This window comes from Pseudomonas solani, from assembly GCF_026072635.1.
GTDB classification, from domain to species: Bacteria; Pseudomonadota; Gammaproteobacteria; order Pseudomonadales; family Pseudomonadaceae; genus Metapseudomonas; species Metapseudomonas solani.
In genome coordinates this window covers 4,994,334-5,014,556 of the sequence record NZ_AP023081.1, presented here as the reverse complement: position 1 = coordinate 5,014,556, position 20,223 = coordinate 4,994,334, and the positions used below count along the sequence as shown (strand labels likewise).

At 69.6% G+C, this 20,223-nt stretch carries 16 protein-coding genes; 5 read left to right on the top strand and 11 right to left on the bottom strand.

Going from position 1 to position 20,223, the window contains the following annotated elements; translation table 11 throughout:
* Nucleotides 1–12: 12 nt before the first annotated feature.
* From PSm6_RS22925 to PSm6_RS22915, 3 genes are all read right to left on the bottom strand, one after another.
* Nucleotides 13–396 carry a c-type cytochrome gene (locus PSm6_RS22925; protein WP_031288275.1) on the bottom strand — a complete coding sequence of 128 codons (384 nt, stop codon included), beginning with the start codon at nt 394–396 and terminating at the stop codon, nt 13–15.
* Nucleotides 397–582: 186 nt separating this feature from the next.
* A complete protein-coding gene (locus tag PSm6_RS22920; RefSeq protein WP_021220929.1) occupies nt 583–1,161 on the bottom strand; it encodes an HD domain-containing protein in 579 nt (192 codons plus the stop codon).
* Between the two features lie 113 nt (nt 1,162–1,274).
* Complete coding sequence (locus PSm6_RS22915) at nt 1,275–1,832, bottom strand: helix-turn-helix domain-containing protein (RefSeq protein WP_265168355.1); 558 nt, start codon at nt 1,830–1,832, stop codon at nt 1,275–1,277.
* 455 nt (nt 1,833–2,287) lie between these two features.
* Between PSm6_RS22915 and PSm6_RS22910 the strand changes: the two genes are divergently transcribed.
* The gene (locus PSm6_RS22910; protein WP_265168354.1) at nt 2,288–2,803 is read left to right on the top strand and encodes a thioredoxin family protein; all 516 of its coding nucleotides are present in this window, start codon (nt 2,288–2,290) and stop codon (nt 2,801–2,803) included.
* A 28-nt stretch (nt 2,804–2,831) separates the two neighbouring features.
* On the opposite strand, the gene PSm6_RS22905 is transcribed toward PSm6_RS22910, so the two are convergent.
* Complete coding sequence (locus tag PSm6_RS22905; protein WP_265168353.1) at nt 2,832–3,587, bottom strand: SIR2 family NAD-dependent protein deacylase; 756 nt, start codon at nt 3,585–3,587, stop codon at nt 2,832–2,834.
* 187 nt (nt 3,588–3,774) lie between these two features.
* Here PSm6_RS22905 and PSm6_RS22900 point away from each other — a divergent pair, with 187 nt between their 5' ends.
* A complete protein-coding gene (locus PSm6_RS22900; protein ID WP_265168352.1) occupies nt 3,775–5,862 on the top strand; it encodes a hybrid sensor histidine kinase/response regulator in 2,088 nt (695 codons plus the stop codon).
* Nucleotides 5,863–5,865: 3 nt separating this feature from the next.
* On the opposite strand, the gene PSm6_RS22895 is transcribed toward PSm6_RS22900, so the two are convergent.
* From PSm6_RS22895 to zapE, 7 genes are all read right to left on the bottom strand, one after another.
* Entirely contained in the window at nt 5,866–6,477 is a 612-nt protein-coding gene (locus PSm6_RS22895; RefSeq protein ID WP_265168351.1) for a LysE family translocator, read from the bottom strand.
* 599 nt (nt 6,478–7,076) lie between these two features.
* Entirely contained in the window at nt 7,077–7,826 is a 750-nt protein-coding gene (locus tag PSm6_RS22890) for a substrate-binding periplasmic protein (protein ID WP_265168350.1), read from the bottom strand.
* Nucleotides 7,823–9,079 carry a sensor histidine kinase gene (locus PSm6_RS22885; protein WP_265168349.1) on the bottom strand — a complete coding sequence of 419 codons (1,257 nt, stop codon included), beginning with the start codon at nt 9,077–9,079 and terminating at the stop codon, nt 7,823–7,825. Before PSm6_RS22885 ends, PSm6_RS22890 begins: the two co-directional genes overlap by 4 nt.
* The gene (locus tag PSm6_RS22880) at nt 8,974–9,480 is read right to left on the bottom strand and encodes a CHASE sensor domain-containing protein (protein WP_265168348.1); all 507 of its coding nucleotides are present in this window, start codon (nt 9,478–9,480) and stop codon (nt 8,974–8,976) included. The genes PSm6_RS22885 and PSm6_RS22880 overlap by 106 nt, the downstream gene beginning before the upstream one ends.
* Nucleotides 9,477–10,937, bottom strand: a complete 1,461-nt coding sequence (locus tag PSm6_RS22875) for a DUF3369 domain-containing protein (RefSeq protein ID WP_201769975.1) — start codon at nt 10,935–10,937, stop codon at nt 9,477–9,479. Before PSm6_RS22875 ends, PSm6_RS22880 begins: the two co-directional genes overlap by 4 nt.
* A gap of 558 nt (nt 10,938–11,495) precedes the next feature.
* On the bottom strand, nt 11,496–15,866 hold the full coding sequence (locus PSm6_RS22870; RefSeq protein WP_265168347.1) for a DEAD/DEAH box helicase: 4,371 nt from the start codon (nt 15,864–15,866) through the stop codon (nt 11,496–11,498).
* Between the two features lie 60 nt (nt 15,867–15,926).
* Nucleotides 15,927–17,045 carry a cell division protein ZapE gene (gene zapE / locus PSm6_RS22865; RefSeq protein ID WP_265168346.1) on the bottom strand — a complete coding sequence of 373 codons (1,119 nt, stop codon included), beginning with the start codon at nt 17,043–17,045 and terminating at the stop codon, nt 15,927–15,929.
* A 205-nt stretch (nt 17,046–17,250) separates the two neighbouring features.
* On the opposite strand from zapE, the gene PSm6_RS22860 reads away from it, so the two are divergent.
* From PSm6_RS22860 to PSm6_RS22850, 3 genes are all read left to right on the top strand, one after another.
* Nucleotides 17,251–17,889 carry a hypothetical protein gene (locus PSm6_RS22860; RefSeq protein WP_265168345.1) on the top strand — a complete coding sequence of 213 codons (639 nt, stop codon included), beginning with the start codon at nt 17,251–17,253 and terminating at the stop codon, nt 17,887–17,889.
* Between the two features lie 379 nt (nt 17,890–18,268).
* Nucleotides 18,269–19,381 (top strand): tetratricopeptide repeat protein, encoded by a 1,113-nt coding sequence (locus PSm6_RS22855; protein ID WP_265168344.1) that lies wholly within the window; start codon nt 18,269–18,271, stop codon nt 19,379–19,381.
* Nucleotides 19,382–19,581: 200 nt separating this feature from the next.
* Entirely contained in the window at nt 19,582–20,223 is a 642-nt protein-coding gene (locus PSm6_RS22850; protein WP_021220942.1) for a response regulator, read from the top strand.

The window sequence follows — 20,223 nt, the reverse complement described above, 5'->3', positions numbered from 1 at the left end:
TCTGCGCCGCTTTCAGCGCGCCTTGAGGATCACGCCGCTCATGTACTGGTTGAGGTCGCGAAAATCCTGAACGCTCCAGGCGTGAGGCGGGATCTTCACGCCGTTCTCCTGCAGGGTGCGGGGAATCAGGTTGCCGTTGGGGCGGAGAATCACCGACGAGACGATGACGCCCGGGTAGTCCGCCAGCCGCTGCTTGAACGCGGCCGTGGTCAGGTCGGGGGTGGGCGGGTCGCTCTTGTGGGCCAGGGGCCCGGTGCCCTTGATGTCCGCCCCGTGGCACACGGCGCATCGCTGCTGGTAGAGCGTCTTGCCGTTGGCGATACCCGCAAGACAGAACAGAGGCTGGGTGAGTGACAGCGCGCCCAGCAGCGCGATAAGCGACGGTTTGATTTTCATACGGCCTTGTACGAACCAGACGGGGATCGAGGGCGTGCCTCGGCGTTGCTCCTGCAACGCGCACGTCGTCCGAGAGGTCGACCGGCACGCCGCCATGGTCCCATAGGCAGCCGCTCTAGCGTCAGGGTTTTCGTGTCATGCCGGGCGCAGATGTGATGGGGTTCGAGCGGGGTGCCAGGGAGCGCCCTACTCGCCCGCCTGGGCTTCCATGCGCTGCCGCGTGCCTGCGTCCAGCTGCTCGCGAATGGCCGCGAACAGGGGCTCGCCGCTGGTGTAGCGGCGCCCGTAGCCGAGGTTGAAGGCGTAGTCGAAGTCCGCCGGGTTGGCGCCCTGGTTGTGCTGCAGCAGGGTCTCCAGCTTGTCCAGCGCCTTGACCGCCAGCGCCTCGGGGGAGGCGGCGTTCTCGTAGTCATCCCACAGCGCGAGAATCTCGTCGCGCAGCCCGGCATCGAGGGTGCGGGTCAGGGTCAGCAGGTCTTCGCGCTCCTGGGCGCCCTTGTCGGGATGGCCGCCCTGCTCGATGGCGGGGATATCGCCGTGGATGGCTTCGCCCAGGTCATGGACCACGCACATCTTCAGCACCCGCAGCAGGTCGAGCCCGACCAGCTCATCGGCGAAAGTGATGGCCATCAGGCACAGGCGCCAGCTGTGTTCGGCGGTGCTTTCCGCGCGCCCGCTGGAGGTGTGGGCGCTGCGCAGCACGTCCTTGAGGCGCTCCGCCTCGCGGAGGAAGTCGAGCCGTCCCTTGATCCTGTCGATGTTCATCTCTCACCCGCGAATATGGCCGTCGGGGCGCAGAGGGCGCCCTCGCAGTCGCACAGCCTAGGCGCGGGGGCGATCCCACGTCCACGCATGGATTATGCGTGGATGGCTGGGGCTCAGAGGGTTTCCACCAGGCGCGCGGCGGTGCCGTCGGAGAGGGTCATGCGCGTCCAGCGGCACAGGCCCTGGCGGATGGGCACGATGGCGGAATCATTGGCGCCGCTGCCGAACTCCAGCGCCGGCGGCATCAGCAGGTCGCGCCAGCCCAGGGCATCCAGGGCGGCTTCCTTGCGCGCGATCTCCGGCGTTGCGTAGCGCCACAGCGAGCGCCCCATCAGCTCGGCCAGGGGCACGGAGAACTCGGCGGCGCGGGTGGCGGAACAGGCCAGCAGGCGGTGGCTGAGGTCGCAGACCAGGTGCACGGCGCGCGGGCTGTCGCTCACCAGCCGCGCCAGGGCCTGGTCGGCTGCGGCCTCCAGCCGGGCGGCCAGCATCTGCTCCACCCGCGCCCGCTCGGCGGGCTCCATCTCCTGCACGCCGCTTTCCCAACGCGAGATGGTCGATTGCGCCACGCTGAACAGCTGCGCCGCATGGGCCTGCTTGACCCGATGCAGCAGGCGCCAACGCCGCAGCGCGACGCCGAGCACGGCCGGTTTCAGAAGGCTGTCGTTCATGGTGCGGGCCCAGGGGAAATCCGTGGAAAGAGAGCGGATTTTGCAGGCTCATGCGGAACGCGGCCAGATAATCCTGTGATTCCCGACGATGGGTTGCGCAAGGTGCCGTAGGTTGGCGCCGAGCGCGGCGAGGCCCAACGCAACGATGCCCGGCCCCCGTTACGTTGGGCTTCGTGCCTCAACCCAACCTACGGAACATCGTGCCTCCCGGCGGCCTCCCCGGTGGACGAAAAGAGCGTCGTCCACCCTACACACCGGTCGGCACAGTGGTTTGGGTTGCGCTCAGTGCCGCAGGTTGGCGCCGAGCGCAGCGAGTCCCAACAGAGCGATACCCAGCCCCGCAAGCTGGATCAAAGGTGCCCCGTCTACCTGGCAAAAGCGGCAGCAACACTTGATGCGAGCGCCACTTTTCTGCTGGGATGCCCGCCTCTTCCCATCGTTCCCAGGAGGCCTCCATGGCGTCTTACCAGCAGCTGTTCGACATCGGCCAGGGCTTCGCCGACTTCCTCCGCAGCGGCCTGCCCACCGAGCGGGATGCCGCCAATTCGGTGGTGCAGAAGCTCGCGACGCCCGGCTGCATCGCCCCGGCGGCGCTCACCCGGCTGCAACGCATCGAACGCCGCTACCACCTGCTGGTGGTGGGCGAGATGTGGTGCCCGGACTGCCAGATCAACGTCTCGGTGCTCGACTTCATCTGCCGCACCCAGCCGCTGATCGACCTGGCGGTGATCACCAAGGGCCGCGCCGAGGACGACCTCAAGGCGCGCCTGAACCTCGACAGGGTGTCCATCCCGCTGGTGGTGGTGCTCGACGCCGCGTTCGCGCCGGTGGGGCTGTTCGTCGAGCGCCCGCAAGCGGTGATCGGCGCAAGTGACGAGGTGCTGCGCGACTACAAGGCCGGCCTCTACCTGGAAGCCACGGTCGACGACCTGCTGGCGCTGCTCGAACAGGCCGAACAGCGCAGTGCATGAGCCGCTGGCCACCCCGTTCAGATGATGCCTAGGCGTCAGCGCCGAAGGCCTGGCGCAACAGCGCCGGCAGCAACTCGCCGGCCGGGCCCGCCAGGGCGAACTCGCGCTCGCCCTGCACCGCCACCGGCTGGGTGTTGAGGTGCAGCACCGTGGCGCCCGCCGCCAGTGCCAGACGCGGAATACGCGCAGCGGGCTCGACCACGCCCGAGGTGCCGATGGACAGCAGCAGGTCGCACTCCTCGGCCGCCGTGAAGGCCGCACGCAACACGTCCCCCGGCAACTGTTCGCCGAACCACACCACGCTCGGGCGCAGCTTGCCGTTGCAGCGGGTGCAGCGCGGCGGCTCCACCCGGCGCCCTTCGTTCGGCTCGTCGGGCTTGGGGATCTCCAGCGCCGGCCGCGTGCAGGCGAAGCAACGCAGCGCATCGAGGCGGCCATGCAGGTGCAGCGCCTCGCGGCTGCCGGCGCGCTCGTGGAGGTCGTCGACGTTCTGGGTGATCAGGGTCAGCTTGGGCACCAGGGCGGCCAGGCGGGCGATGGCCTGGTGCCCGGGGTTGGGCTGGGCGTGGTGCACCAAGGTGCGGCGCCACTCGTACCAGCCCCAGACCAGGGCCGGGTCACGGCGGAAGCCCTCGGCGCTGGCCAACTCGCTCGCCTCGTAGCGCTCCCAGAGCCCGCTCAGGCGGTCACGGAAGGTGGGGATGCCGCTCTCGGCGGAAATGCCGGCGCCGGTGAACACCACGAGGTGGCGGGCCTTGGCCAGCAGGGAGGGATCGAAGCTCATCGACAGGGTCCGGTAACGAAGCGGGGGCAACCACCCTGCCAGTATGGGTACGAGCGTTCAACGCCCCGGCGGGCAAGCGACGAACGAAGCGCCTGGGTGTGCGCCAGTCAGCGTTTTTTATCGCCTGGAAGGTGGCCAAGGCGGCCGTCATGACCGATATTGCTTGCCTGTTCCAACGGATAACGCCATGGACGCCACATCCTTCCCCGCTGCCCCCGGCCCGATGAGCCGGCGGGTACGCGAACTCGACTGGGCACGGACGCCCCTCGGTCCCATCGCCGCCTGGCCCGCCAGCCTGCGGGTGGCCGTGGAAATGATGCTCGCCTCGCACTTTCCCAGCTGCCTGTTCTGGGGGCCCGAGCGCATCACCCTGTACAACGACGCCTTCAAGCCGATTCTCGGGGCCAAGCCCGAAGCCCTCGGCCGGCCCTTCGACGATGTATGGCGGGAGGCCTGGTACAGCATCGGCCCCATCGCCGACCGCGCCTTCACCGGCGAGGCCACCTTCATCGAAGACTTCCCGCTGGAGATCGACCGCAACGGGCGCCTGGAACGCTGCTACTTCACCTTCTGCTACAGCCCGGTGCGCGACGAGCGCGGCGAGGTGGTGGGCGTGCTCGACACCGTGATCGAGACCACGGCGCAGCGGGTGGCCGAACAGCAGTTGCGCCAGCTCACCCAGACCCTGGAGCGCCAGGTGGCCGACCGCACCCGCGATCGCAACCGCCTGTGGAACCTGTCGCCGGACGTGATGCTGATCACCCGCCTGGACATGACCATCACCGCCGCCAACCCGGCGCTGGGGCCGGTGCTGGGCTGGAGCGAAAAGGAACTGGTGGGCACCAGCTCCCTGGACCTGGTGCACAGCGATGACCTGTCCCTCGCCTGGGGTGCCAGCCACAGCCTGATGCAGGGCGAAACCCTGCGCGACTTCGACTGTCGCATGCGCCACAAGGACGGCAGCTACCGCTGGATCAGTTGGTCATCCAGCCCCGGCGAAGGCCATATCAGCGCCATCGGCCGCGACATCACCCAGGAGCGCGAACGCGCCGAAACCCTGCGCCAGACCGAAGAGCTGCTGCGCCAGAGCCAGAAGATGGAGGCGGTCGGCCAGCTCACCGGCGGCCTCGCCCACGACTTCAACAACCTCCTGGCCGGCATCAGCGGCAGCCTGGAGCTGCTCAAGCTGCGGGTATCCCAGGGCCGCACCGGCGAGCTGGACCGCTACATCTCCACCGCGCGCACCGCCGCCGAGCGTGCCGCCACCCTGACCCATCGCCTGCTGGCCTTCTCCCGCCGCCAGGCGCTGGACCCCAAGCCGACCAACGTCAACCGCCTGGTGGCCGGCATGCAGGAGCTGATCAGCCGCACCATGGGCCCGATGATCGAGGTGGAAGTGCTCAGCGGCCCCGAGCTGTGGACCGTGCTGGTGGACCCCAACCAGCTGGAAAGCGCCCTGCTCAACATCTGCATCAACGCCCGCGACGCCATGCCCGGCGGTGGCCGCCTCAGCATCGGCACCTGCAACCACCGCCTGGTGGAGCCCCGTGCGGGCGAACTGGGCCTGGCAGTGGGTGAATACCTCTCGCTCTGCGTGACCGACACCGGCACCGGCATGCCGGAAGAAGTGATCGCCCGCGTCTTCGACCCCTTCTTCACCACCAAGCCGGCGGGCCAGGGCACCGGCCTCGGCCTGTCGATGGTCTACGGTTTCGCCCGCCAGTCCGGCGGCGCGGTGCAGATCGCCTCGCAGCCGGGCGAAGGCACCAGCCTTTATATCCACCTGCCCCGCCACCACGGCGAGGAACGCATCGAGCACCACACCGGGTCGGAATTCGCACCCCGGGCCGAGCGCCAGGCCACGGTGCTGGTGGTGGACGACGAGTCGCCCCTGCGCATGCTCATCGGCGAGGTGCTGCGCGACCTGGGCTACCAGGTGCTGGAAGCGGTGGATGGCGCCTCGGGCCTGGCCCTGCTGGACAGCGAACAGCGCATCGACCTGCTGCTGGCCGATGTCGGCCTGCCCGGCGGCATGAGCGGCAAGGAAATGGCCCGGCTCGCCCGGCGCCTGCGCCCGGAGCTGCGGGTGCTGTTCATCACCGGCTATGCGCAGAACAGCCTGTTCGACAACGAGCAGCTGGAATCGGGCATGGAGGTGCTGGCCAAGCCCTTCGCCATCGAATCCCTCGCCTCACGGGTCAAGGGATTGCTGCAGAAAAGCGTGCAGCCACGCCAGCGCAGCGAGCGACAGGGCCCCTCGGCACGTACCGGCTGACCCCTAGCGGGTCAGCGGCAGCGCCAGCCCGGCGGCAGCGAACAGCGCCCCGCAGCAGCGGTTGAAGCCCTTGCCGCTGCGCGCCAGCCAGGGCCGCACACGGTGGGCCAGGCGCGCCAGCAGGTACTCCACCAGCGCCTCGATCAGCACGAAGGTCAGGGTCATCACCAGGAACTGCAGCCACAGCGGCTGCGCCGGGTCGAGGAACTGCGAAAGGAAGGCGCCGAAGAACAGGATCACCTTGGGGTTGGACACCGCCGAGAACAGGCCCTGGCGGAACAGGCTGACGCCGCTGCGGCGCTGGCCCTCGCCATCGGTGGAAACCTGCACCGCCGGCGCCCGCCAGAGCTGCACGCCGAGCCAGATCAGGTACAGCCCGCCGGCCACCTTGAGCACCGTCAGCGCATCGGCCGAAGCCTTGAGCAACGCGCCGATACCGAACATCGACAAGGCCATGATCAGCACGAAGCCCAGCGCCCCGCCGGCAATGGTGAACAGCGCCCGGCGGTGGCCATGCAACGCCCCATGGGACAGCGCCAACAACGCATTCGGCCCGGGCGTGAGGGAAAGGCCGAGAACGGCCAGCAGGTAGATCAGCCAGGTGTGCAGTGCCATGGGAATCGGCCATCGAAGCGGGAAGAGGCGGCCAGTCTAACGAGCCGGCAACCCCCTTGAAATCCCCCTTCCCGTCATTCCCGTAGGAACGAATTCATTCGCGATGGAATACCCGGCCACTCGCCGCCACGTGCCGGCTGCAAGTCCTTCGCGGCTGAAGCCGCTCCCACAGGAGACACCAGCGACGCCGTGCCGTTGTAGGTCGGGTGCAACCCGACGAGGCTCCTGCACAGACCATGCGCAATGCCACGCGGATTTCACCCGCCCTACGGCGCTGACCGGTGTGTAGGGTGGATGGCGCTCTTTTCATCCACCAAGCGACCTTCCAGCCCACACGCATGCCACGCCTCGTGGGAGCGAATTCATTCGCGATGGAATAGCCGACCACACGCAGCCATATGCCGACTGCAAGTCTTTCGCGGCTGAAGCCGCTCCCACGGGAGGCACCTGCGGCGCCGTGCCCGAAACGGACCATGGTGCAACCGGAAAACACTATGTCTGGGCAGCCCTGCGGGCTGCTTGGCGACTGAAGTCGCCCCTACACAGCAACCAATGACGCCGTGCCTTTGTAGGTCGGGTGCAACCCGACGGGCTATCCATCAATGCTGGTAACGCTTGCGGAAGTCCGCCTCCATGCTCGCGTAGCGCCCGCTCTTGTGCAGGGCCTGGAGGCCTGTTTCGAAGGCCTTGGCAATGCGCGCGCCGTCCGGGTGGGCCTTGGAGAAGGCCAGCCAGAAGCCGTCGGTCTGCAGCACGCCGGTGAGCTTCACCTTGCCGCGCAGGTGCGGGTCCTGGTTGATGCGCATGTAGCCCGGCATGGTGTTGAGCAGGATGTAGTCCACCCGCCCGGCCACCAGCATCTGCAAAAGCTGGCTGTCGGAGTTGGCGTTGTAGCGGTGGATGGCCGGGTCCTCCATGAAGGAGGTCGGGTAGGTGTAGCCATTGGTGATGCCCACCACCTTGCCGGCCAGGTCCTTGGCGCCCATGTCGGTGCGCGGGTCGTCGGCGGGGCCGAAGATCGCCAGCCCCTCTTCGAACAACGGCGTCGGGTGCCAGATGTACTGGTCGCGGTTGGCGTCGGTGATGGTCACGTCGAAACAGGCCACCGCGCGCGTGCCCTGGGCGTAGAACAGGCAGCGGGAGAAGGGCACGGTGAGGAAATCCACCTCGATGTCCTGGGTGCCGAGGGCCGCGCGCACCAGGTCCACTGCGAAGCCCTGGGCCGAGGAACCATCGGTGCCGATGGAGGAGTACGGCGCCCAGTCGTCCTCGGCGGCGATGGTCACGCGCTCGGCCCAGGCCGGCACGGACAGCAGGCTGCACAGCAGCGCGATCACCAGGGTTCTCATGCTTCACCCTCCACGGAATCGATGGATGCCGTGGCTTCATCGGCCATCGCCAGCCGGCGCGGCAGCCACAGCAGGAAGCGCACTCCCTCGCCCTCTTCGGAGTGGAACTCCAGGCGCCCCTGCAGTTTGCGGGTGACCAGGTTGTAGACGATGTTCAGCCCCAGCCCGGTGCCGCCGGTGCCGCGCCGGGTGGTGAAGAAGGGCTCGAAGATGCGCTCTTGCAGCTCCGCCGGCACCCCGCAGCCGTTGTCGCGGTAGTCCAGCTCGATGCCCTCTCCCTCGCTGCGCACCTGCAGTTCGATGTGCGCCTCGGGCGTTTCGGCGAAGGCATGGCGCACGCTGTTGATGATCAGGTTGGCCACCACCTGGGTCAGCACCCCCGGCAGGCTGCGCATGTGCAGGCCCGCTTCGCAGTCCAGCTGCACCGCCACCGGAACCTTGCGCGTCTCCGGGTGCAGGCTGGCGATCAGCGCCTCCAGCACCTGGCGCACCTCGAATTCGCAGCGGGCCTCGGACACCTGGTCCACCGCCGTCTGCTTGAAATCGCTGATCAGCTTGGCGGCACGGCCGATGTTGTTGGCCAGCATGCCGTTGCTGTCGTGGGCCAGCTCCAGCAGCGCCTGGAAGCTGTCGCTGGTGAGGGTCTGTGCCTGGAACTGGGTGCGCAGGTCCGACAGCGCCTCGGAGAGCACCGAGGACGCGGTCACCGCGATGCCCAGCGGCGTGTTCACCTCGTGGGCCACACCCGCCACCAGCCCACCCAGGGCCGCCAGCTTTTCCGACTCGATCAGCTGCCGCTGCGCCGCCTGCAGCTGGCGCACGCTCTGGGACAGCTCGCGGGTGCGTTCGGCGACGGTGGATTCGAGCTGGTCGGAATAGAACTTCAGCTTGCCCTCGGCCTCGCGCACCTGGCGCAGGTTGTCGCCGATGGCCTGCAGGTGCTGGTTGGTGGAGCGCACCAGCACGCCGATCTCGTTGTCGGCGTGGCCGGGGGGCTCCTGCAGGCGGGTGGTTTCCGGTGCGTCGATGTCCACCCGGGCGATGGACAGGATCAGGCTGCGCAGCGGCCGCGTCACCCACAGGTAGAACACCAGCAGCAGGATGGCGGAAATGGCCAGGGCGTAGAACAGGCTGCCCAGCAGGGTGATCAGCGCACGGTCGAGAAAGTCCCGCCCGTAGCGGTAGGTGTCCACCTCCACCTGCAGGGTGCCCAGCTCCTCGCGCTGGCCGGCACCGGGCAGGTCCGCCTGCAAGGGCCACTGAAAGTGCAGGGTGGCGCCGAACAGCAGGTCGTTGAGGCGCCGCCCCTCCTGCCCCCCAGCTCGCGGTGGTGCTCGGCGAACACCTTGCCCTCGGGCAGCAGGATGCGCGCCGAGGCCAGGGCCGGTTGCTTGAGCATGCCGCTGAGCAGGTCGCTGGCGGTGCGCGGATCGAGGCTGAAGACCACCGCCGTGACCGGCTCGCGCATCATGTCGAACAGGGCCTGCATGTCGCCATCCGGCTGCGCGCGGGCGCGGTAGTAGTCCAGGCCCACCTGCACCACGCTGATGGCCAGGCCGAGCAGGCAGGCGCACAGCAGGTTGATGCGCACCAGGCTGGAAGACAGGCTGCGGCCGATCCGCGACGGCGCGGATCGCTGGAAGGCCGGGTTCATGAATGGGGCTCGTCCGGGTAGCGCTCGCGGATGGCCAGGAACTCCTCATGATTGGCCAGCAGCAGGTCCACCAGGTGTGGGTCGAAGTGGGCGCCGCGCTCGACGCGGATCAGCTCCAGCACCTGCTCGGGGGTCCAGGGTTCCTTGTAGCTGCGCCGCGACCCCAGGGCATCGAACACATCGGCCAGGGCGACGATGCGCCCGCTCAGGGGAATATCCTCCCCCTCCAGCCCGCGCGGGTAGCCGCGGCCGTCCCAGCGCTCGTGGTGGCTGCCGGCGATCACCGCCCCCACGCGCATCAGCTCGCGGCGCGAACGCTGGAGGATGTCGACGCCGAAGTCGACGTGCTTCTTCATCAGCGCCCATTCGGCCTCGTCGAGCTTGCCGGGCTTGTGCAGGATGGCGTCGGGGATCGCCACCTTGCCGATGTCGTGCAGGGGAGACGCGTGCTGGATCAGCTGCACCTCGCGCTCGGGCAGGCCATGCAGGCGCGCCAGCAGCTCGCTGAACAGCGCCACCCGCTGCACGTGGGCGCCGGTCTCCTTGCTGCGCACCTCCACCGCGTTGGCCAGGGTGTAGACCAGCTCCTTGGAGGTGGCTTGCAGGTCCTCCATCAGGTGGATGTTCTCGAAGGTGATCGCCACGCTGCGCACGTAGATTTCCAGCAGTTGCCGGTCCAGGTCGCTGAGCGGCTCCACATGGGTGACGTAGAGCAGGCTCGCCCCGCCCCGGTCGTTGCGGCGGAACAGCACGTAGGCATCGTCGAAGTGCTGCGAAGCGCCCAGTTGCAGCACCTGGTCGAAACGCTGGACCACCATGGGCGGCAGCGTCTCCAGCGCAGAGTCCGGCTCGTAGTGGACGAACTCTCCGGTGGCCGCCAGGGTGCGGGTCTGCGGCTCGTGGTCGTCGGTGCGGATCAGGCAATAGAGCGCCGAGTCGCCCAGGCACAGCAGCGAGGTGAGCTGCTCCAGCACCGTGGACGAGAACAGCTTGAGGGTGGCGGCGTTCTGCACCTGGGCGCAGGCCTCCAGCACATTGCTCAGGCCCTTGCGCTGGGCGTCGATCACCCCCAGGTCGCGGTAGGCGCGGAGCATGGAATAGAGCAGGGTGCGCAGCTTCTGGGTGGTGAGCTCGGTCTTCTCCTTGTAGTCGTCCACCTCGTATTCGCGGATGACCTGGTCCTCCGGCGCCTGGCCGGCCTGGCCGGTGCGCAGCACCAGGCGCGTCATGCGGTTGTCGCACTCCTCGCGCAGGTAGCGCACCAGGTCCAGCCCGGCGTGCTCGGTCTCCATCACCACGTCCACCAGGGCCAGGGCGATGTCGCCGCGCTGGCGGAAGGTCTCCCGCGCCTCCGCCGCCGAGTAGGCCGACAGCAGCTCCAGCGGCCGCTGTTGGAACTCGAAGCCGCGCAGGGCCAGCCGGGTTACCGCGTGGACCTCCGGGTCGTCGTCGATCACCAGCACGCACCAGGGGGCCAATGACCTGCTAGCGGGTGAAGGGGACGGTGGCGAAGCGGGGGTGGCGAAAAAATCCATTGCTCTTACTCCTCGAACGAGCCCAAAAAGAGCATAGCTGCCGCCGAAAAGTACCAAGGCCCTATCAAGCGGTAACGTCTGAAAATGTTCGATGAAAAGGCTGAATAAGCCGAAATGGAATCATCCGGCTCCGCCGCGCGCCCATCGCTACGGGCCACGCCCGTAGGAGCGAGCTCTGCTCGAGAAGCGCCCATCGGGGCCTGTAGGCGCGAATTTATTGGCGATGGAATGCCCGACAACCCGTAGCCAGGTGCCGACGGTGGGTCTTTCGCGGCTGAAGCCGCTCGCACAGGGAGCAAGCCGAGGCCCACCCAAACCCTGAAGCCGACCGCTGCGTAGGGTGGATGGCGCTCTTTTCATCCACCGGCGGTGCGTCATGGGAGCGCGGAGCCAGGGCACCCCTGCGGGCTGCAGGGCGACTGAAGTCGCCCCTACAGGCATCAGGGATGCCGTGCCGTTGCGGGTCGGGTGCAGACCGTTTTACGGCCGCAGCGTCATGCGCCTGGCGCCATGGCCCTGGAGGGCGCTGGCGGTGGGTTGGCGGATGAGCGCGGCCTGCCACTCGGCGGCGCTGAAGCCGTCGGCCGCCTGCAGCAGGTTGACCTTGCCGGCCACCAGGGTCGCCACCGGCACGCCGTCGCGCAGCAGCAGGCGGTTGCCCACCACGGCGGGCACCTTGGCGCCCGGCAGCAGCGTGCCCAGCAGGTTGAGCGGGTCGCAGGCGGAGAACCCCACCAGCTCGCCCGTCAACGGCCGCTTGCGCACCTCGCGCAGCAGGCCGACCGCATCGGGCAGGGCGAACTGCTCGCCCGCCACGCCGGCGACGAATCGCCCGCCGCGCACCTCTCCCCGCGCCTCCAGGCGGTGATAGACGCGCAGCAGCTCGCGCCAGCTGGGCAGCCAGTCCGCCTCCCGCTCCAGCAGGCGCCAGCAGACCACGCCGTAGCGGCGCAGCAAGGTGCGGGCGACATGCTCCAGGGCCTCGGCGGGCGGTGCGCCACCCTCCTCGCCCCGGCCGCGCAGCAGTGACCAGCGCCCGGCGTCCTGCATGTTCGCCAGCGCCAGGCGCGCACGGCGATCGTTGCGGCTGCGCCGTGCGGCAGGCAGCAGCAGCGAGCGCAGGCCGGCGAAGCTGTCGGCACTGGCCAGCCCCAGGGCCACCAGCTCACCGAGGCAGTCCTCCAGCTCGCTGCGCAGCAGGCGGGTTTCGTCCAGCAATTCATCGAAGAACAACGCGCCCTGCCCGGCCAGCACCTCCCGCACACGGGCCGCGCGGGGCGACGGCTCGGCCACCGGCCCGGCGCCGGCGCAGACCCGCCAGGTGCCCTGGCTCTTGCGTGGCAGCAGCAGGATGGGCGTGCTGCGCAAGGGCCCACTGGAGGCACGCGCCGGCGCGGCCAGGCGGCTCCAGGCGATGCGCCCGGAGCGGCACAGGTCGTCCAGCCAGTTGATGCCGTAGTCGGCCACCCGCGTCGGCAACAGCTCCGCCTCCCAGGCCGCCGCAGCGGCCTGGTAGCCCTCCAGCAAACCCAGCACCCCGCCCAGGGCTTCGGCCCCGCGCAGACGGGTGCCCGCCGAGAGGTGCTGCCAATCGCAAAGAAAGCGCATGAAATCGGCCGGCTCCACCGGTTCGATCTCCCGCCGCAGGCGCTTGACCGTGTAGCGGTGGATGCGCGCCAGCAGGTGGCGCTCGCACCACTCGTCCGCCGCCACACCCGGGCTGAAGCGGCCGCGCAGCACATGCCCCTCGCGCTCCAGGGCGGCCAGGGCGAAGGCGATATCCCCCGGTGCCTGGCACAAGTCGGCGGCCAGGCGTGCCAGGGTCAGCGGGCCGAACCCGCCCAGACGCGAGCGCACCAACTCCACCAGTGCGGCTTCGGCCTGCCAGGGCCGGTCATGGCCCGCCGGGGCGACGATGGCGGGTTTCAACGATCCCAACGGGTGCAGGGCCAATAGCTGTGGCAGGCGCTCGGCGGCGAGCCAGAACGCCGGGCGATCCTCCAGGTGCAGGCAGGCGGCGCGACGGGCCTTGGCCAGTTGCGCCAGCCAGCCCGCCCAGCCGTCGTTGGCCGCAATTTCCTCGGGGGTGATGCAGCCCAACGCCAGCAGCGCCTCGTGCATCTCGTCGGCATCACGCACCCGGGGCCAGGCTTCCTCGGCGACGGCAACGATGGCCTCGGCATCTAGGGCGCCGAGGTCGTCGGCGGATTCCGGGTCGCTCCAGCGGCGGTTCTGTACCGCCTGGGTACGACGCTCTTCCAGTGGCGCGTCGTCGAGAAAGGCGTAGGGCCGCGCACCGAGGATTTCCGCCGCCAGCGCCGAGGGCGCCGGCAGGTCGCGGGCCACCAGTTCGACGGCGCCACTCTCCATGCGCCGCAGCAGGGCCAGCCAGGCTTCGGCGTCCATGGCCTCGTGCAGGCAGTCGTCGAGGGTCTGCGCCACCAGCGGGTGATCGGGCACCTCGCGCTCGCCCACCAGGTTCTCCTGGCAGGCCACCTGGTCGGGGAAGACGCTGGCCAACAGGTCTTCGCTGCGCATGCGCTGCAGCTGCGGCGCCACCTTGCGGCCCCCGGAGGCACGGGGCAGGCCCAGGGCGCAGGTGGCGTTCCAGCGCCAGCGCACGCCGAACAGCGGCGCGTCCAGCAGCGCCTGGATCAGCAGGTGCTCGGCGCTGTTGGAATGCAGGTAGCGCCACACCTCGTCCAGCGGGAAGCTGTGGCTGGTGGACAGCGACAGCACCAGGGCGTCTTCGGTGGCGGCGGCCTGCAGCTCGAAGTTGAAGTTGCGGCAGAAGCGCTTGCGCAGGGCCAGCCCCCAGGCGCGGTTGACCCGGCTGCCGAGGGGCGAATGGATGATCAGCTGCATGCCGCCGGATTCGTCGAAGAAGCGCTCCATCACCAGGCAATCGCGGGTCGGCAAACGGCCCAGGGCGGCACGGGCGCGGGCCAGGTATTCCACCATCTGCCGGGCCGCCGCCGGGCTCAGGCCACGCTCGGCCACCAGCCAGTCGATGACCGGCTGCAGCTCGCCGTCACTCGCCACCAGCTTCTGCTCGATCTCGCCGCGCAGCCGCGCGACCCCGGCGGACAGCTCGTCGCTGCGCCCCGGCGCCTCGCCCAGCCAGAACGGGATGCTCGGCGGCTGCCCGGCGGCGTCCTCCACCCGCACCCGCCCGGCCTCGATGCGCAGGATGCGGTAGGACTGGTTGCCCAGCTGGAACACATCGCCGGCGATGCTCTCCACGGCGAAGTCCTCGTGCACCGTGCCCACCTGCATGCCCTGGGGCTCCAGCAGCACGTTGTAGTCGCCGGCATCGGGGATGGTGCCGCCGGAGGTCAGCGCCACCAGCCGCGCCGAGCGCCGCCCGCGCAGGCGGCGGTTGACCGCATCACGGTGCAGGTAGGCGGCGCGCACGCCGGCGCGGCCGTTGTAGCCCTCGGCGAGCATGGCCAGCACCGCCTCGTAGCTGGCCCGGCTCAGTTGCGCATAGGGCGCGGCGCGGGTCACCAAGGCGAACAGCGCATCCTCGTCCCACTCCTGGCTGGCCACCTCGGCGACGATCTGCTGGGCCAGCACATCCAGCGGCTGCCGGGGGATCACCAGGCTATCCAGCTCGCCGCGGCGCACGCAGTCGAGCAGTGCCGCGCATTCGATCAGGTCGTCCCGCGACTGCGGGAACAGGCGCCCCTTGGGCGTGCCGCCGACGCTGTGGCCGGAACGCCCGACACGCTGCAGGAAGGCGGCGATGCTGCGCGGCGAACCCAGCTGGCAGACCAGCTCGACATCGCCGATATCGATGCCCAGTTCCAGGGAGGCGGTGGCCACTAGCACCCGCAGCTCGCCGCGCTTCAGGCGCTGCTCGGCGTCCAGGCGCAGCTCGCGGGCCAGGCTGCCGTGGTGGGCGGCGACGGCGGCGTTGCCCAGGCGTTCGGAGAGGTGCCGCGCGGCACGCTCGGCCAGGCGCCGCGTGTTGACGAACACCAGCGTGGTGCGGTGCTCGGCCACCAGCAGCGCCAGGCGGTCGTAGACCGTTTCCCAGGCGTCGTTGCTCATCACCGCTTCCAGCGGCAGCGGCGGCACCTCGATGGCCAGGTCGCGCTCGCGGCTGTAGCCGACATCGACGATCAGGCAATCACGGGACGGCGCCGGGGCCTCGCCGCTGGCGGGGTTGCCGCCGAGAAAACGCGCCACCGCCTCGATGGGCTTTTGCGTGGCCGACAGGCCGATGCGCTGCAACGGTCGGCCGCAGAGGCTTTCCAGGCGCTCCAGGCTCAGTGCCAGGTGGCTGCCGCGCTTGCTCCCGGCGATGGCGTGGATCTCGTCGACGATCAGGCTGCGGCAGCTGGCGAGCATGGCCCGCCCGGAGGCGGAACCGAGCAGTACATAGAGGGACTCGGGCGTGGTCACCAGGATGTGCGGCGCGCGCTTGCGCATGGCCTGGCGCTCGCCCTGGGGCGTGTCGCCGGTGCGCACCGCCGTGCGGATCTCCACGTCGCCCAGGCCCTGGCGCTGCAGTTCCTCGCGGATGCCGGCCAGGGGCTCGTCGAGGTTGATGCGGATGTCGTTGGACAGCGCCTTGAGCGGCGACACATAGACCACGAAGCAGGCGTCCGGCAGCCCGCCCTCGGCCAGGCCCTGCTCCACCAGCTCGTCGATGGCGGCGAGAAAGGCCGTGAGGGTCTTGCCGGAACCGGTGGGCGCGGCCACCAGGGTCGAGCGCCCGGCGCGGATGGCCGGCCAGGCTTGGGCCTGGGCCGGGGTGGGCGCGGCGAAACGCCCGGCGAACCAGGCCCGCACGACCGGGTGGAAGTCGGCCAGGGCGCTGGCGGCGGTGGGGGAAGTCGGCTTCATGCCGGCCAATATGCGGCCGGCCGGGCAGCCCCTCAAGGGCCGCCCATCGCAGGCGCGGGCTCAGCCCTGGCCGAAGCGCGCCAGCTGCATCTCGCGCAGGCGGCTGAGGGTGCGGCGGAAGGGGAACTCCAGCCAGCCTTCGGTATAGAGCTGCTCCAGCGGCACCTCGGCCTCGATATAGAGGGGCACGCGGCGGTCGTAGCACTCATCCACCAGGGCGATGAAGCGGCGCACGCCATCGTCCAGGGGCGACAGCTGCGGCAACTGGCGGTCACCGGCCGCCACGCGCTCGGCGCCATCCTCGGTGCCCCGGGCGATGCGCCCCTCACGGCGTGCCGCCCCCAGGCGCGGCACCGCGCCGAGGAGGATGGTGCTGAAGCGGTCGCACAGGGCGATGAAATCCAGCGCGGCCAGGGGCGACTCGCACAGGGCGGCGTAGTCGCACCAGAGCACCTGCGGGCCCTGGCGGTGCACGGGGATGTCGCGGTGGCCCAGGTGCAGCGGCGCGGCATGGCTCGCAGCGCCATCCTCGAGTTCGGCGAACAGCCTGGCCAGCACGCTCGGCTGGCCCGGCTCGCTCACCCAGTAGCGCTGCTGCGCCTTGCCGGGGTGCAGGCGGTGGTCCTGGCCGCCATCCACCCCGACCACCTGCATGTGCCGTTCGATGGCCTCGATGGCCGGGACGAAGCGCTGGCGGTTGAAGCCGTCGGCGTAGAGCTGGGTCGGCGGCTGGTTGGAGGTGGCCACCAGCACCACGCCTTCCTCGAACATCACCTGCAGCAGGCCGCCGAGGATGATGGCGTCGCCGATATCGCTGACGAACAGCTCGTCGAAGCACAGCACCCGCACCTCCCCCGCCAGCTCGCGGGCCAGGGCGCGCAGCGGGTCGGCGGTGCCGGTCAGGGCGAACAGGCGCTGGTGCACCCAGCGCATGAAGTGGTGGAAGTGCAGGCGCCGGGCGGGCACCTGCAGGCCCTGGTGGAAGCGGTCCAGCAGCCAGGTCTTGCCGCGCCCCACCGGGCCCCATAGATAGACGCCGGCGATGCCTTCCTCGCCCTGGTGCAGGGCCCGCTGGCAGGCCTCCAGCAAGGTGGCCGCGTGCAGCTGCGCGGCATCGGGCGCGAACCCCAGGTCATCCACCGCGTGCCGATAGGCCGCCAGTGGCGATAAGCCTTCCATTCCCTCTCCCGCTCCGGTTGCGAATCGGGCGGCAGTCTACAAGGTTGCGGCAAGGGGGCGGCAAAGGGAGGGGCGCGAGCGGCAACTCCTTGCCGCCCGGCCACCGCCATGCCGACGGCAGAAGGCCCTGGAACGGGCGTTCCAGCCCTTGGCACAGGCCTTGCTGCACAGCCGCCCACAAGGACTTCCTATGGATGGATTCAGCATGAGCCTCTTCGGTACCGGCCTCTCCGGCCTCGATCGCTCCAAACTGCAGGACATGACGCACACGCTCAAACTCGTGCGTTATGGCGACGGTCGTCCGGTCCCCCCGCAAACCACACAACCGACCGTCACCCCGCAGCCGACCCAGGCCAAGCCCACGCCCAAGGTCGACCAGGCCGCCGCCCAGCGCGACGCCGCCTACGACGAAGCCTTCGCCCGCATGCGCGTGGGCATGCAGAGCGGCAGCGTGGATGGCAGCACCTCGGCCAGCGGCGCCGACACGCTCACCAACGACGTCTATGCCGATGCCGAAAGCGCCGCCGCCAGCGTGGGCACGCCCGCCCAAAGCGCCGCCGCCCAGGAATTCCATGACTACATGAACAAGTCCGCCGGCGAGAAGATGCGCGACAAGATCCTCAAGGAGCTGGGCCTGACCGAAGAAGAGATCGACGCCATGCCGCCGGAGCAGCAGGAGCAGATCGAGAAGCAGATCGCCCAGCGCATGGCCGAGCTGGCCGCCATCCAGCAGGAAGAAGAGCTGCGCAAACGCGGCGTCGACCTGGTCTCCCTCAACACCGAAGACCCGCGCCTGCGGGCCATGCTCAACCCCTCCACCCGCGCGGGCATGCTCGGCGCCTGACGCCGAGCAATCCGCCCCATCCCAATCCCGTAGGGTGGCGTAGAGCGCAGCGAAACCCACCATCGCGCCCCCGCCAGGCACCGCCGTGCCCCCCCGGTGGGAGCGAGCCCCCGCCCACTCACCGCCCAGTGCCGGCGGCAGGTCTTTCGCGGCTGAAGCCGCTCCCACAAGGGCACGCGCGCCGTAGGGTGGGCCGGGCGGCGTTCCGCTTCAGCCCACCAACTGGCCCACCCATGCGCAAATCCCCCACCCCGCCTCACCAGCCTGACGTACGGCACCCTCAATTCCGCTCTGCAGCTTGGATCGGGCGCCGCACTCTGGAATGCTATGCAGCCTCCGACCCGTCTCCCGCAATGGTTTCAAGGCTCCGAACGTTCCCATGAAGATGCGTTTTACCCTGCTTCTGCTCGCCGCCGTGTTCGCCGCCGGCTGCAGCTCCGACTTCCAGCCGCTCAAATCCAAGCCCGCCGTCATGTCGGGTAATCACCCCCTGCCGCCGGAAGACCCTGTCTATGGCGTGCCCAGCTACGAAGCGCCGCTGGTGTGGGTCGCCGAAGACCCGGACGAGGTGCAAGGCAGCACGCGCAATATCGAGCCGCGCCCGGAGCCGGCCCAGGAAGCGCTGGCCCAGGCCATGGTCGCCGAGCAGATCGGCGACACCGAAACCATGCTGGCGCACCTGCAGGAAGCCGCCGACGCCGGCAACGCCCGCGCCCACTACGAGCTGGCCCGCCACTACCTCAGCGGTGAAGGCGTGCCCACCGACCAGGCCGCGGCCCTCGACCACCTCAGCCAGGCCGATGCCCTGGGCAGCGCCGAGGCCAGCCGCGTGCTGGCCTGGAACTACCTGCGCGGCACCGGCGTGCAGCAGGACGTGGAATACGGCACGCGCCTGATGGAGAAGGCCGCCCGCAGCAGCGACCGTGCCCTGCGTGAAGTCAGCCTGCTCTACCTCAACACCTGCGAGCCCTTCCTCAACAACCCCGAACGCGGCCTGGCCCTGCTCAAGGTGGCCAGCGACGCCGGTGACAGCATCTCCGGCCCGCTCTACCAACTCGCCCTGCGCCAGCAGGAAGGCCAGCCCATCGAAGCCTCGGTGGCCCAGGCCCACGAGCCGCTGCCGTGCCTGGCGTCGAGCATCGCCGCACCGGCCGAGCGCGACGCCACCGCCATCGCCCTGAACGCCGAGCCGGCCGAAAACGAAGCCGCCGCCGAAGCCACCAAGCTCGCCGCCCTCTCCGGCGATCTCGACGCCATGGTCCTCTACGCCGAGAAGCTGCTCAGTGGCGAATACCCCTCGACCCAGCCGGAGCTGGAGTCCTACACCTGGTTCGCCGTGGCCGCCAACCGCGGCAGCGGCCCCGCCGCCGAGCGCATCGCCGGCCTGGCGCCCATCCTGCAGAACGCCGAACAGCAGCAGCCGGGCCTGGTGGGCTCGATGATCGCGGCGCTGGACAATGCCATCCAGCCGCCCCAGCAGCAGGTCCAGTAAGCGCTGCCCTCCCTGAAGGGCGTCGTCCCATTCCCGATGCCCATCACTTTTCCGTAAGACTTCAGCCCCTCGGTGGGAAGCGCCCGACGACAAATGTCGGATTGCTCCGATTCCTACCCAACTGCAGCCGGGGTCCGTTTTCTGCGTCCCTGCCATCCCTACCATGTGCGCCGCCCCCACCCAGCGAGCCCCGGTAGCAGATGCACAGACGTACCCTGATAGTCGACGACCACCCCATCACCCTGATCGGCCTGCGCGCCCTGCTGAGCCGCGAAAGCTCGTTGCAGATCGTCGGCGAAGCCCATAGCGCCGACGGCCTGCTGGACCAGCTCGCCAGCCACCCCTGCGAGCTGCTGGTCACCGACCTGATGATGCCGGACAGCCACCAGGCGGACGGCCTGCGCCTGATCGAGCAACTGCGCCGGCGCTACCCGCAGCTGGCGATCATCGTCGTCACCATGCTCGACAACCCGGCCCTGGCCGCCTCCCTGCTCAAGCTCGGCATCCAGGGCCTGGTGAGCAAGCGCGGGCTGCTCGCCGACCTGCCCCGCGCCCTGGCCGCCAGCGCCACGCGCCCCTTCGTTTCCGCCTCCCTGCGCCGCCTGTTGCAGATAGGCGAAGCCGCCCACGGCAAGCCCCTGGCGCGCTTCGACGAACTCTCCCCCCGCGAGGCGGAAGTGCTGCGCCTGTACGGCAGCGGCCTGGCCATCGGCGAAATCGCCCAGCGCCTGTGCCGCAGCAAGCAGACCATCAGCGCGCAGAAGACCAGCGCCATGCGCAAGCTCGGCCTGGACACCAACGCCGCGCTGTTCCTCTACATCCAGGAAAACGGCCTGGCCTGA